General features: G+C 71.5%; 10 protein-coding genes. 3 read left to right on the forward strand and 7 right to left on the reverse strand.

The window, feature by feature from the left end; all coding sequences use genetic code 11:
* Positions 1-76: 76 nt before the first annotated feature.
* On the forward strand, positions 77-541 hold the full coding sequence (locus tag AB0H52_RS01950) for a MarR family transcriptional regulator (protein ID WP_151488822.1): 465 nt from the start codon (positions 77-79) through the stop codon (positions 539-541).
* A 16-nt stretch (positions 542-557) separates the two neighbouring features.
* Here the strand turns inward: AB0H52_RS01950 and AB0H52_RS01955 are convergent, their stop codons facing one another.
* The 7 genes from AB0H52_RS01955 to AB0H52_RS01985 all read right to left on the reverse strand — a co-directional run bounded on the left by AB0H52_RS01955 (position 558) and on the right by AB0H52_RS01985 (position 10410).
* Positions 558-2891, reverse strand: a complete 2334-nt coding sequence (locus tag AB0H52_RS01955) for a beta-L-arabinofuranosidase domain-containing protein (protein WP_151488821.1) — start codon at positions 2889-2891, stop codon at positions 558-560.
* A 232-nt stretch (positions 2892-3123) separates the two neighbouring features.
* On the reverse strand, positions 3124-4971 hold the full coding sequence (locus tag AB0H52_RS01960) for an IucA/IucC family siderophore biosynthesis protein (RefSeq protein ID WP_357944622.1): 1848 nt from the start codon (positions 4969-4971) through the stop codon (positions 3124-3126).
* Positions 4968-5561, reverse strand: coding sequence for a GNAT family N-acetyltransferase (locus tag AB0H52_RS01965; RefSeq protein WP_357944624.1), 594 nt, complete (start codon positions 5559-5561; stop codon positions 4968-4970). The genes AB0H52_RS01960 and AB0H52_RS01965 overlap by 4 nt, the downstream gene beginning before the upstream one ends.
* Positions 5558-6835 (reverse strand): SidA/IucD/PvdA family monooxygenase, encoded by a 1278-nt coding sequence (locus tag AB0H52_RS01970; RefSeq protein ID WP_151488845.1) that lies wholly within the window; start codon positions 6833-6835, stop codon positions 5558-5560. Before AB0H52_RS01970 ends, AB0H52_RS01965 begins: the two co-directional genes overlap by 4 nt.
* 35 nt (positions 6836-6870) lie before the next feature.
* Complete coding sequence (locus tag AB0H52_RS01975; protein WP_151488844.1) at positions 6871-8415, reverse strand: aspartate aminotransferase family protein; 1545 nt, start codon at positions 8413-8415, stop codon at positions 6871-6873.
* A 101-nt stretch (positions 8416-8516) separates the two neighbouring features.
* On the reverse strand, positions 8517-9374 hold the full coding sequence (locus AB0H52_RS01980; RefSeq protein ID WP_151488818.1) for a siderophore-interacting protein: 858 nt from the start codon (positions 9372-9374) through the stop codon (positions 8517-8519).
* 4 nt (positions 9375-9378) lie between these two features.
* Positions 9379-10410, reverse strand: a complete 1032-nt coding sequence (locus AB0H52_RS01985; RefSeq protein WP_151488817.1) for an ABC transporter substrate-binding protein — start codon at positions 10408-10410, stop codon at positions 9379-9381.
* A 158-nt stretch (positions 10411-10568) separates the two neighbouring features.
* On the opposite strand from AB0H52_RS01985, the gene AB0H52_RS01990 reads away from it, so the two are divergent.
* Positions 10569-11591, forward strand: a complete 1023-nt coding sequence (locus AB0H52_RS01990) for an iron chelate uptake ABC transporter family permease subunit (protein WP_225854206.1) — start codon at positions 10569-10571, stop codon at positions 11589-11591.
* A complete protein-coding gene (locus AB0H52_RS01995) occupies positions 11588-12616 on the forward strand; it encodes an iron chelate uptake ABC transporter family permease subunit (RefSeq protein ID WP_357944626.1) in 1029 nt (342 codons plus the stop codon). The genes AB0H52_RS01990 and AB0H52_RS01995 overlap by 4 nt, the downstream gene beginning before the upstream one ends.
* Positions 12617-12631 lie beyond the last annotated feature (15 nt).

The raw sequence follows: 12631 nt of genomic DNA on the forward strand, positions 1-12631 counted from the left end.
CAAGCAAATGGGCCTGGTGTGGCTGTCCCCACACGCACGGTGGGCAATTGATCGGTCAAGCAACTAGGATGTCGGGATGGCCGGCCCACCCGCAGAGCGTCCGCTTCCCCTCAATCCGGACGAAGAGGCCCTGGTTCGCGCCCTGGGCCAGGTGATGCATGTGCTGCCCCGCACCATCGACGGCGACATGATCGCTGATCGTCAACTGCCGCTGACCGAGTACACCGCCCTGATGAACCTCTCCGAGGCACCGGACCGGCGGATGCGCATGCACGAACTCGCTTCGCTCTGCCACCTCTCGCTCAGCGGCATGACCCGCACGATCATCCGACTGGAGACGCAGGGCCTGGTGAAGCGGGAACGGTGCGAGGAGGACGCCCGTGGCTGGAACGCCGTCCTCACCGACGCGGGCTTCGCCCGCCTGGAAGAGTCGTGGCCCAGCCACCTGGCCGCCGTACGCCGACGGTTCCTCCAGCACTTCGACGGCTTCGACCTGGCTCAGCTGGCCCGCGCGTTCCGCAGCGCGGGGACGACCGACTGAGCCAGGCCGCGCCGTCCTAGGCGTTCGCCACGAGCCGCCAGCGGTTGTCCGCGCTGCCGTTGTCCGAATCCTGCACGGCCTGGGCACCCCACGCGGTGGACCCGTTCAGGATGCCGAGCAGCTTGCCGCTGTTGACGTTGCGGATCCGGTAGGTGCCGTCACCGTTGTCCACCAGGGTCCACCGGTGGTCGGCGGTGCCGTTGTCGGACCACTGCAGGACGCGGGCGTTGTCGGCGGTGGACATGTTCTCCACCCCGAGGACCTTCCCGCTGTTGACATTGCGGAACCTGACCGCTGAGCCGTCGGTCACCACCACCCAGTTGTGGTCGGCGGTGCCGCTGTCACCCCACTGCACGGCGAGCCCACCGTCGGCGGTGGACATGTTCTGGATGCCGAGCACCAGGCCGGTGCCCACGTTGACCAGCCGGTGGCTGCCACCGCCGCTGCTGCCACTGGCGTTCCAGTAGACGGTGTAGTTGTAACCGTGGGCGTCCTGGAACGGCGCGAGTGTGACGGTGGAGCCGTTCGCGGTCGCGGTGAACGCCAGGGAGCTGGTGCTGGTCCGGGCGATCGACGCGACGGTGAGTGACGGCAGCGCGGTGAGCGCGGTATTGCCGTAGTTGCCGCAGAGCACGCTCGGGCCGTAGGTGACGGCGGCGACGCCGGGGTTGTCGTTGGCGGCCCGCATGACGACCCGCATCGGCAGGCGTACGACGATGGTGTCCCCGTCGGCCCAGGTGCGGGTGACCGTGGCATAGCTGCCCGGCGTGGTGGCGACGTTCTGCGCCACACCGTTGACGCTGACCGTCGCGCCGCTCGTCCACGCGGGGATGCGCACCCGGACGCTCCACGACCCGCTCATCGTGCCGGACAGGGTGAGGGTGGTGGTGTCGCTGACCGGGTAGCTGGTGCTCTGCGTGACCGTGATGCCGCGCTGCGACCAGGTCAGCGTCGACGGCGTGAACAGGTTCACGGTCAGCGTCGTGCCGTTGTAGAAGTAGATGGAGTCCATCAACTTCGTGTTGATCTCCAGGCCGGTGCCCTGGCAGCACCAGAACGAGTTGTAGTCGGTGCTCCAGGTGCCGCCGCCCCACGCCGGGCCCACGCCCCGACGGCCACCCGGGCGCAGCGGGGTGAAGTACGTGATGTGGCCGTGGCTGTCGGCCGGGTTCTGTCCGCCGATCAGGTGGTTGATCAGCGCGCGCTCGTAGAAGTCGAAGTAGTCCGTCCGGTTCGGGTCGAGCAGCCACAGCTCCCGGGTCAGTTTGAGCATGTTGTAGGTGTTGCACTGCTCGCACGTGTCGTTGCTGAGGTAACCGGCGATCGCGTTGGGCGCCCGGAAGTGCTCCGCCTGGCTGTTGCCGCCGATGACGTAGGTGTGCGCGCCGACGGTGATGTTCCACGCGTTGCTCGCGATGTCCCGATACCGGGTGGTCCCGGTGGCCTTGAACTCGCGGGCGGCGCCGATCCACTTGGGCACCTGCGTGTTGGCGTGCAGACCGTTGAGCTGGTCGGAGTTGGCGGCCAGGGGGTTGAAGACGGCCGCGTGGTCGAACCGCTGGGCGGTGGCGAGCCACCGGGCGTCGCCGGTCTGCTGGTAGATGTCGGTCAACACGTCGTTCATGCCACCGAACTCGGTGCCCAGCATGGACTGCATCTGGCTGGAGCTCAGCCGGGCCGTCCGGGTGTCGACCCAGCCGGCCAGGGCCAGCAGCACCGAGCGGGCCTGGGTGTTGCCGGTGTAACGCCAGACGTCGAGCAGCCCGGCGAGGGTCTTGTGGATGCAGTAGTAGGGCACGTTGCCGTTGGACAACGTGCGTGCCTCGAGCGCGGTGAAGTCGGACTCCGGGAACCCGGATAGGTAGCCCGAGCCGAACCCGGCAGCGCCGTTGTTCGCTTGGCACTTGGCCATCTCGGCCACCATGTAGTTCGCCTTGTCCCGGCAGGTGGTGTCGCCCAGCACCGCGTACCCGTACGCCCAGGCGGTCAGGAAGTGGCCCTGCATGTGGGTCCGGAAGGGGAAGTTCGGCGCGTCCCAGCCTCCGTTGGTGGCGGCCCCGTTGGTGGACAGCCGGTGGTTGGCGCGGAAGTTGTAGAGCAGGCGGTCGACGTCGACGAAGCGCAGGTAGGTGAGGGTGCGGGTCTGGTTGTCCAGCCAGCGACCGGCGGTCAGTCGCACCTGACCCGGGTCGAAGGGGTACGCCGACACCCCGATGTCCGGCCGGGCGGGCGGGACCACGGCTGCCGCGGCGGGGCCCGCGGTGAGGACCGTCGTACCGGTCGCGGACATGACTGCGGTGGCACCGGCGGCTTGCAGCACGCGGCGCCGGCTGATGGGCAGGGGGGACATGGAACCTCCACGGAGAGCGCAACAGGCGACGGAGCACAGCCGGGCGGGGACGGGCTCGACAGGGCGGTCAGACACGAGCGTTAGCGCTCACATCCGTGTCCGGCATGTTACGGCGGAGGGGCGGTCTCATTCAAGATGGTGACTGGCTCGTCCCCGACGATCAGGGCCGTGACGGCTCAGTGGACGGCACGCCTCCTGGTGTTATCGATAACACCAGGAGGCGTGGACAGAGTCACCGACGCGGGGCGTGGGCGGCCAGCGGATTGGTCAGGGTGCCGACGAACTGGAGAGCGGCCGACGGGTCGGCCAGGTCGACCATCTGCTGGTTGTCGCGCAACTGGAGCCGGTTGAGGCAGGACAGCGTGAACTCCGGTGCGAACAGGTCGTAGTGGCGAACCCGCTCGGCCAGGTGCGGCACCCGGTCGAAGTAGTCGACCGCGCAGGCCGCGACCGCGCCCCAGAAGGCGTCCTCGGTGAGCACCCCGGCCTCGACCAGCACCGCGTTGAGGTGGCGCAGGAAGCAGTCCACCACGTCGGTGAAGATGCTCAGCAGCTTGGTGTCGTCGGGCACGTCGACGCGGATCCGCTCCACCTCCGCCGGCAGCTCGCGGTCGGCGCTCATCACCGCGATCTCCTCCGCGATGTCCTTGAAGATCACCCGCTCGACGGTGTCCCGCTCGTCGAGGACCAGGATGACGTTCTCGCCGTGCGGCATGAAGGCCAGGTCGTGGGCGTAGAAGCTGTGCAGCAGCGGGGTCAGGTACGCGTCCAGGTAGCGGCGCAGCCACACCTCGGCGGGCAACCCGGACCGCTCGATCAGGGCCGCCGCCAGCGAACCACCGGCGCTGTCCACGTGCAGCAGCGCGGCCATGGTGGACAGCCGCTGCCCCGGCGCCAGGTCGGGCACCGGGCTCTCCCGCCACAGCGCGGCCAGCATCTTGCGGTACGGGGAGGTGCGCTCGGTGGCCGCCTCGTACTGCCGGTGCCGGTAACCGACCGCGGCCCGCTCCCGGATGACGGTCAGGCCCGTGCCGGTCAGCACCTCGTCGCCGGCGATCAGGTCGGCCAACCAGTCGTTGATCGCCGGGGTGGCCGCCATGTACGCGGCCGACAACCCCCGCATGAAGCCCATGTTCAGCACCGACAGCGCGGTCTTGACGTAGTGCCGACCCTGCTCGCTGACGTTGAAGAAGGTGCGGATGGACTGCTGGGCGAGGTACACGTCCGGCCCCGGGCCGAGGTGCACCAGCCGGCGCTCGGCCAACTCCCCGGCGAAGGTCACCGCCAGCTTGTTCCACCACTGCCACGGGTGCGCCGGGATCAGGTGGTAGTCGGCGAGGTCCAGCCCGAGATCGGCCATCGTGGCCGCGAACCGGGCCCGGGTCTCGACGTCCAGTTCGCTCTCGATGAGCGTGTCGTAGTCGAGGTCGGCGGCGCTGCTGAACGTCGAGTGGTCCCGGTGCGCGGCCAGCCACTCCAGCCGTACCGGCGCGGCGACCTCCGGGGCGTACCGGTGGTACTCGTCGACGCCGAAGCCGAGCCGGCCGTTGTTGGCGACGAAGCAGGGGTGGCCCTCGGTCATCGACGTCTCGATGGTCTGGAAGTCCGCCTCGGCCAGCTCGGCGGCGCTCGGCGCGGCCTGGGCCAGCTTGTACGCGGTGCCGGCGAGGGTGGAGGTGATCTCCTCCAGGTAGACGGGGAGCACCCGCGCGGAGAGTCCGAGGGTGTGGCGCAACTCGACGATCAGGTCCACCGCGTCCGGCGGCAGCGAGGCGCCGTCGCGGTGTCGGGTGATGCTGTCCGCGTCGATCTGCCAGTGCGCCAGGGTCAGCACCCGGGCCGCGAACCGGTAGGTGACCGTGCCGTCGTCGCTGCGGACCTCGTACCACTGCCGGTCGTCGGGGCCGGACACGGCTTCGGGGCTGAGCAGCCGCTCGTGGGTGAACTCGGCGAGCGCCTTACGCACCAGCAGCCGGTTGGCCCGCGCCCAGCGCTGCGGGGTGAGGTGCCCGACCGGGTCGCCGGAGGCGCTGTGCGCGGTGGCGACGGGCGGGTGGGTGGGGACGGCGGTGGTGGTCACGCCGGGGCTCCTTCGGTTCGGATGGCGGCAACGCGGTCGGCGGCGGCCTGAAACTGGGCTCGGGTGCAGACGCTGAGCAGCGCGTCCTTCTCGGGCTTGACGATCGGGCCGACGACCTCGAAGCCGACGGCCGCGTTCAGCGCGTGCACGGCGGTGTTGCGCACGTCCGGCTCGACCACCACCCGCGCGGTGGCGGGGTCGTCGAACAGCCACGCCACGACGGTGCCGATCACCGCCCGGGTGAAGCCGTGCACCGGCGCGTCGACCGGCGCGCTGAGGAAGTGCATGCCCACGTCACCGGGCTGGTGGTCGTAGAGGCCGACCAGCTCGACGTGGGCCGGGTCGTAGCGCTCGGCGAGGAAGGCGGGACTCCCCCGCCACAGGCCGAGGTACGCGTCGTGGTGCGGGTGCTCGGCGATCCGCCGGTACTCCTCGGTGACCTGGGCCTCGTCGGCGTCCTGCATCATCCAGAACGACGCCTTCGGATGGGTCACCCAGGTGTGCAGCAGCGCCGCGTCGGCGTCCGGGTCGAGCGGACGCAGCGCAAACTCGCCGAGCCGTTCGTCGAGGCGGGTGAAGACGCCTGTCACGACGACACTCCGAACTCCTGGAAGGTGATGCTCTTCTCGATCGGGTAGTGCTCCCGGCCGAGCAGTTCCCGGATGATCCACGAGTTGCGGTAGGCGCCCATGCCGAGATCCGGTGAGGTGATGCTGTGCGTGTGGGTGCCGGCGTTCTGTAGGAAGATGCCCCGCCCGGTGTGGTCGATGCTGTAGTTGCGGGCCACGTCGAAGCGACCGTGGGAGTCCCAGCGGATCCGGTCGGACACCGGGGTGAGGAACTCCGGCACCTGGTAGCGGTAGCCGGTGGCCAGGACGAGGCCCTCGGTCCGCAGCGCGAAGTCGCGCTCCTGCTCCACCTGACGCAACCTCAGCGTGTACGCCCCGTCCCGGTGCTCGGCGCCGACCAACTCGGTGTTGGTGAGCAGCCGCGTGTTCACCGGCCCGTCGACGCTGTGCGCGTAGAGCAGGTCGAAGATGTCGTTGATCAGGTCGGCGTTGATCCCCTTGAACAGGCCCTTCTGTTCCGATTCCAGCCGGTAGCGGGTCGCCTCGGGCAGCGCGTGGAAGTAGTCCACGTAGTCCGGCGAGGTCATCTCCAGCGTCAGCTTGGTGTATTCGAGGGGGAAGAACCGGGGCGAGCGGGTCACCCAGTTCAGCTGGTAGCCGTACCGGTCGATGTCGCCGAGCAGGTCGTGGTAGATCTCGGCGGCGCTCTGCCCGCTGCCCACCACGGTGATGCTGCGCCTGGTCCGCAACGTCGACCGGTTCTCCAGGTACCGCGAGTTGTGCACGACGTCACCGGGCAGCCCCTCGACCGCCTCCGGCAGGTGTGGCGGGGTGCCGGTGCCGAGCACCAGGTGCCGGGCGCGGTATTCCACGGTCTCCCCGGTGCCCGCGCTGGCCCGCACCACGTACCGCTCGTCGGTGTCGTCGTATTCCACGCTGGTCACGGTCTGACCGAAACGCAGGTTCGGCAGCTTCGCCGCCGCCCACCGGCAGTACGCGTCGTACTCGCTGCGCAGCGGGTAGAAGCTCTCCCGGATGTAGAACGGGTAGAGCCGGCCGATCTCCTTGAGGTAGTTGAGGAAGGAGTACGGCGAGGTCGGGTCGGCGAGACTGACCAGGTCGGCGATGAACGGGGTCTGCAACCGGGCCGACTCCAGCAGCATGCCGGGGTGCCAGGCGAGGCTCGGGCGGGCCTCCAGGAACACGCCGTCCAGCTCGTCGATCGGCGCGGTGAGGCAGGCCAGGCCCAGGTTGTACGGGCCGAGCCCGATGGCGATGAAGTCGTGGGTGGACATCGGGGTCTCCAGGCGCGGGTTCGTGGTCACCGGCGTCAGCCGACGGGGCAGGTCAGTTCGGCGGCGGTGTGGTCGTGCACGTACCGGCCGGCGTGGGTGGCGATCAGGTCCAGCACGTAACCGACGTCCTCGACGGTCGTGGCGGGGTTGAGCAGGGTGAACTTGAGGAAGTGCTGGCCGTCGACCCGGGTACCGGCGACCACGGCGAGGCCGGTGGCCGCGAGGGCCTCGCGGGCGTACAGGTTGGCGGTGTCGGCCAGCTCGCGGCCCGGGCCGGTGGGCAGGTAGCGGAAGACCACCGTGCTCAGCTGCGAGCGGGTCACCACCTCGAAGCGCGGGTCCTCGCTGACCAGCCGCCAGGCGTCGGCGGCCCGGTCGACCACCTCGTCGAAGAGCGCACCGAGCGCGTCCGGCCCCATCACGCGCAGGGTCAGCCAGAGCTTCAACGCGTCGAAACGGCGGGTGGTTTGCAGACTCTTGTCGACCTGGTTGGGGATGCGCTGTTCGACCATCCGCGCCGGGTTGAGGTAGTCGGCGTGGTAGGTGACGTGCCGCAGCACCCGCCGGTCGCGGACCAGCAGCGCGCTGGAGCTGACCGGCTGGAAGAACGACTTGTGGTAGTCGACGGTCACCGAGTCGGCCAGTTCGATGCCGTCGAGCAGGTGCCGGCGCGTCGGCGAGACGAGCAACCCGCAGCCGTACGCGGCGTCCACGTGCAGCCAGACGCCGGCGCTCGCACAGATCCCGGCCAGCTCCGCGAGCGGGTCGATGGAGCCGAAGTCGGTGGTGCCGGCGGTCCCGACGACGGCCATCACCACCAGTCCGGCCCGCCGGCACCGGGCGATCTCGTCCCGCACGGCGGAGGGCCGGATGCGCCGCCGGGCGTCGGTCGGCACCGCGATCACCGCGTCCGGGGCGAGGCCGAGCAGCTTGGCGGACTTCTGCACGCTGAAGTGACCGGCCGCCGAGGTGAGCACCCGCAGCCGGGGCAGCAGCTCCGCGCGGGCCGCCGGGCCGAGCGCGTCGGCGCACGCCTCCTCCCGGGCCAGCAGCAGCGCCTGAAGGTTGGACTGGCTGCCCCCGCTGGTGAACACGCCGTCCGCGTCCGGGCCGAGGCCGATCCGCTGAGCGGTCCACTCGATCAGGCGACGCTCGATGAGGGTGGCCCCGGCGCTCTGGTCCCAGGTGTCCAACGAGGAGTTCACGGCCGTGAGCACGGCCTCGCCGAGCAGCGCCGGAATGACCACCGGGCAGTTGAGGTGGGCGAGGTAGCGGGGATGGTGGAACCAGACGGCGTCGCGCAGGTAGACGTCCTCCAGCTCGTCCAGGGCGGCCCCGGCGTCACCCAGCGGCCGGTCCAGGTCCACGCGGTCGACCAGGGGCGCCAACTCGGCCGGTGTGATGCCGGTGCCGGGCCGGTCCACGCCGGCCACCCGCCGGGCGACCCGGTCGACGCCGTCGGCGATGGCCTGCCGGTACTGCTCCACGGAGCCCTGGTGCAGCAGCTGTGCCCGCGCGGCGGCCGGTGCGGTCGCCGGCGCCGGTGGCGGCGCGGTGGTTTCGACGGGGTACGTCGGCACGGTCACGGATGTCCTCCACGTTCTCGACGATGGGCAGCCGCGACCGGCCCCGGCGCGCCGTCGCGCCACGGGGTCGTGCTGCCTTCGATGGGGGTCGCTACTCAGGCGGTGACGCCGGCCAGCGCCTCGGCACGCAGGTCCTCTTCGGACAGTCCGCGTCGCCAGTAGCCGGCGAAGGTCACCCGTCGACGGTCGAAGCCCCGCTCGCCGACCAGGTGCCGGCGCAGCGCCCGCACCACGCCGGACTCGCCGGCGATCCAGGCGTACGGGGTGCCGGCGGGCAGCCGGGCCGCGCGCACCGAGCCGACCAGCAGGTCACTGCCGGGCGGGGTGCTGCCGCGCACGATCCAGCGGATCTCGGCGTCGGCGGCGCTGGGCAGCTCGGTGATGTCGGCGGCGTCCGGCACCTCGATCCAGGCGCGTACCCGGGTGCCGGCGGGCAGCCAGCCGAGGATCCCGGCGGCGGCGGGCAGCGCGGTCTCGTCGGCGGCCAGCACGACGAGGTCGGTGCCGTCCGGGGGGCGGAAGCAGACGCTGCGGTTGTCGTGCACCGCGGGGCCGAGCAGCAGCACCCGGTCGCCCGGCCCGGCGAGGGCGGCCCAGCGCGAGGCGGGGCCGCCGTCGCCGTGGCTGACGAAGTCGATGTCCACCTCGCCGGCGGCCGGGCGCTGCTCCCGGATGGTGTACGAGCGCATCACGGCGCGGACGTCGGGCGGGAGTGCCCGCCAGGCGCCGAACCAGTCGTCGCCGTGCTCGACCGGGACCACCGGGGCGTGCTGCCCGGGGTGCGGCAGGAACAGCGAGACGCTCTGGTCCCGGCCACCGCCGGCGACGTCGACCAGCTCCGGACCGCCGAGGGTGACCCGGATCAGCGAGGCGCCGATCCGGCGTGACCGCACGACGTGCGCGGCGAAGAAGCGGAACTGCGGGGCGACGGGCGCGACGGTGCTCGTACTCATGGCGTCAGCTGACCTTCTTCGCGTTCCGGATGGCGGTGGCGAGGTTCTCCAGCAGCGGGGCGGCGCCGGCGTACGAGAAGCGGGGCACCGCGTCCCACGGGGTCACCTGGTTGGCCTTGACCGCCGGCAGCTGCTGCCAGGTGGGCTTGGCGGCGAGGTCCTTGGGCTGCAACGCGGTGCTGCGGTTGTCCAGCAGGATCAGGTCGGCCGGGAACTTGCCGGTGTTCTCCCAGCTCAGCGCCTCGAAGTAGTCGCCGGCCTCGAGCTTGGTGGGGACGACGATGTTGACGCCCAGCTCGGCGAAGTACATGAGGTCGGTGCTGACCTTCGGGTTCGAGACGTAGAACAGGTCGGGGCTGCCGGAGCAGGCCATCACCGTGATGCCGGGGTTGGCCTTGACCGCCTGACGGACCGCCTCGGCGGCGGCGTCGAAGCGGGTCTTCGCGTCGGTGACCTTCTTCGCGGACAGGTCCGCGCCGAGCGACTCGGCCAGGGCGGCGTACCGCTCGATCGGCTTGGTCATCGGCACCCGGGCGGTGGTGACGGCCACGCTCGGCGCGAGCGGGAGGATCTTGTCCTTGCTCTCGTCCGGCACGTACCAGAGCGCGTCCGGGTCGTACATGTGGGTGACCAGCAGCTCGGGACGCAGGGCGGCGTACTTCTCGAGGCTGAACTCGCCCCACACGTTGCCGATGACCTCCACGGCCTCGACGTTGAGGTCGCCGGCCTGCGGGTCGATCGTGCCGTCGGCGCGCTTGGTCTCGCCGAACACTCCGACGAGCTGCTTGTCGAGACCGAAATCGACCAGCGCTGCCGCCACTCCGGTGAACGCCACCACCCGGGCCGGACGGGCCGCCGCCTCGATCTTCTTGCCGCGGTCGTCGGTGAACGACCAGGGCCCGTTTCCGTTATTGGGAGCGGGTTTGGCGGCATCGTCCTTGCCGCAGCCGGCGAGCAGGGCAGCCAGCGTGGCGGCGCCACCGGCGGCCAGCAGGCCACGACGAGAGAGGCGACGGGAGGACAGTGCATCGGGCATGGTGTCGTCTTTCGATCAAGGGAGGGTCGGTGTCGACCGGGACAGCGGGGTTAGGTTAGCCTAACCTCGGTCGTTGTCAACAGCGGTACCGACGTGTCGCCACGAAACCGGAGCCCACACTGGACGCCTCACCCACCGTCACCAGACCAGCACCACACGTGCCGGCGCGGTCCACGGCCCCGCCCCCGGTGCGACACCAGGCGGCCCGTGCCGCCGGCCTGCTCGGCGCCGTCGCACTGCTCGGCGTGCTCCTGCTGCTCAGCATCGCGGTGGGCGCGAAGTCGCTGCCCCTCGCCGACGTCTGGTCCGGGTTGCTGCACCGCGACGCCACCGAGTACGCCGTGGTGCACCGGATGCGCCTGCCGCGCACCCTGCTCGGGCTGCTCGCCGGCACCGCGCTCGGCGTGGCCGGCGCGGTCATGCAGGCCCTCACCCGCAACCCCCTCGCCGACCCCGGGCTGCTCGGCATCAACGCCGGCGCGTCCGCCGCCGTCGCCACCGCCGCCAGCTTCCTGGGCGTCACCGCCATCGGCGGGTACGTCTGGTTCGCGCTGTTCGGCGCGGCGGTGGTCACCGCGCTCGTCTACGCCGTGGGCGGCGGACGCGGCGCCACCCCGGCCCGCCTGGCACTGGCCGGCGCCGCGCTGAACGCCACGCTCTACTCGTACGTGAGCGCGGTCATGCTGCTGGACACCGCGTCGCTGGACCGGCTGCGGTTCTGGACGGTCGGCTCGCTGGCCAGCGCGGACTCCGCGACCGTGACCCGGGTCGCACCGTTCATCCTGGTCGGTCTGCTGGTCGCGCTCGGCGCCGCCCGTCCGCTGAACGCCCTGGCGCTCGGCGACGACACGGCGCGGGCCCTGGGCGCCCGGCCGGCGCTCATCCGCGCCGCCGTGATCGTCGCGGTCACCCTGCTCTGCGGCGCGGCGACGGCCGCCTGCGGCCCGATCGTGTTCGTCGGGTTGCTGGTGCCGCACCTCGTCCGCGCCCTGACCGGCCCCGACCTGCGCTGGCTGCTGCCGTACTGCGCGGTGCTCGCGCCGGTGCTGCTGCTCGGCGCCGACGTGCTCGGCCGGGTGCTGGGCCGACCGGGCGAGCTTCAGGTCGGCATGGTGACCGCCGTGCTGGGCGGCCCGCTCTTCCTCTGGCTGGTCAGCCGGCGACCGGTGGCCCAACCATGACCGTCCTGCGTACCCCCGGCGGGTTGTCGGTGCGGTTCCGCCCGCGCGCGCTGGCCGTCGGTGCCGGCGCGGCCCTGCTCGCGGCCGGGCTCGGCCTGGTCGCCGTGGGCAGCGGCGACTACCCGATGGGCCCGGCCGACGTGCTGCGCACCCTGACCGGTGGTGGCACCCCGGCGGAGCAGTTCATCGTGACCGAGCTGCGCCTGCCCCGGCTGGTCACCGCCCTGCTGGTCGGCGCGGCGCTGGCGCTGGCCGGTACGGTCTTCCAGTCGCTGGTCCGCAACCCACTGGGCAGCCCGGACATCCTCGGTTTCACCCAGGGCGCGTCGACCGGCGCGCTGGTGGTGGTCGTCCTCGGCGGCAGCAGCCTGGCCCTCGCGGGCGCCGCGGTCGTCGGAGGACTCGCCACCGGCCTGCTGATCTACGCGCTCGCCTGGCGGCGCGGCGTGCACGGCTACCGGCTCATCCTGGTCGGCATCGGCGTCGCCGCGATCCTCACCGGCGTCAACGGCTACCTGCTCACCCGGGCGCCGCTGATGGACGCCGCCCGCGCGGTGCTCTGGCTCACCGGCAGCCTGGACGGGCGCGGCTGGGCGAACGCCGGGCCGCTGCTCGCCGTCCTGGCCGTGCTGGCGCCCCTGGTGCTCGTCGGCTGCGCCCCGGCGCTGCGGATGATGGAACTGGGCGACGACACGGCCAGCGCCCTCGGCGTGCCGGTCCGCCGCCTGCGCCTGGTGCTGCTCGCCGCGGCGGTGCTGCTGGTGTCGTTCGCGGCGGCCGCCGCCGGTCCGGTGTCGTTCGTGGCGCTCGTCGCGCCGCACGTCGCGAAACGACTGACCCGGGCGCCCGGCCCCAACCTGCTGCCGTCGATGGCGGTCGGCGCGGCGCTGCTGGTCGGCGCCGACCTGCTGGCCCAGCGCGCGTTCACCGGGCACCAACTTCCGGTCGGCGCGGTGACCGGAGTGATCGGCGGTGGCTATCTGGTCTGGCTGCTCGCCGTCGAACGCCGGGCGGGTCGGCTGTGACCATCCGCGACCCCT

This window comes from Micromonospora sp. NPDC050695 (genome assembly GCF_040654415.1).
Classification (GTDB): domain Bacteria; phylum Actinomycetota; class Actinomycetes; order Mycobacteriales; family Micromonosporaceae; genus Micromonospora.

Excerpts from the sequence above, each read along its gene's own strand:
- AB0H52_RS01950 (WP_151488822.1), top strand. The coding sequence starts at position 77 with ATGGCCGGCCCACCCGCAGAGCGTCCGCTTCCCCTCAATCCGGACGAA.
- AB0H52_RS01955 (WP_151488821.1), bottom strand. The coding sequence starts at position 2,891 with ATGTCCCCCCTGCCCATCAGCCGGCGCCGCGTGCTGCAAGCCGCCGGT.
- AB0H52_RS01970 (WP_151488845.1), bottom strand. The coding sequence starts at position 6,835 with ATGTCCACCCACGACTTCATCGCCATCGGGCTCGGCCCGTACAACCTG.
- AB0H52_RS01980 (WP_151488818.1), bottom strand. The coding sequence starts at position 9,374 with ATGAGTACGAGCACCGTCGCGCCCGTCGCCCCGCAGTTCCGCTTCTTC.
- AB0H52_RS01985 (WP_151488817.1), bottom strand. The coding sequence starts at position 10,410 with ATGCCCGATGCACTGTCCTCCCGTCGCCTCTCTCGTCGTGGCCTGCTG.
- AB0H52_RS01995 (WP_357944626.1), top strand. The coding sequence starts at position 11,588 with ATGACCGTCCTGCGTACCCCCGGCGGGTTGTCGGTGCGGTTCCGCCCG.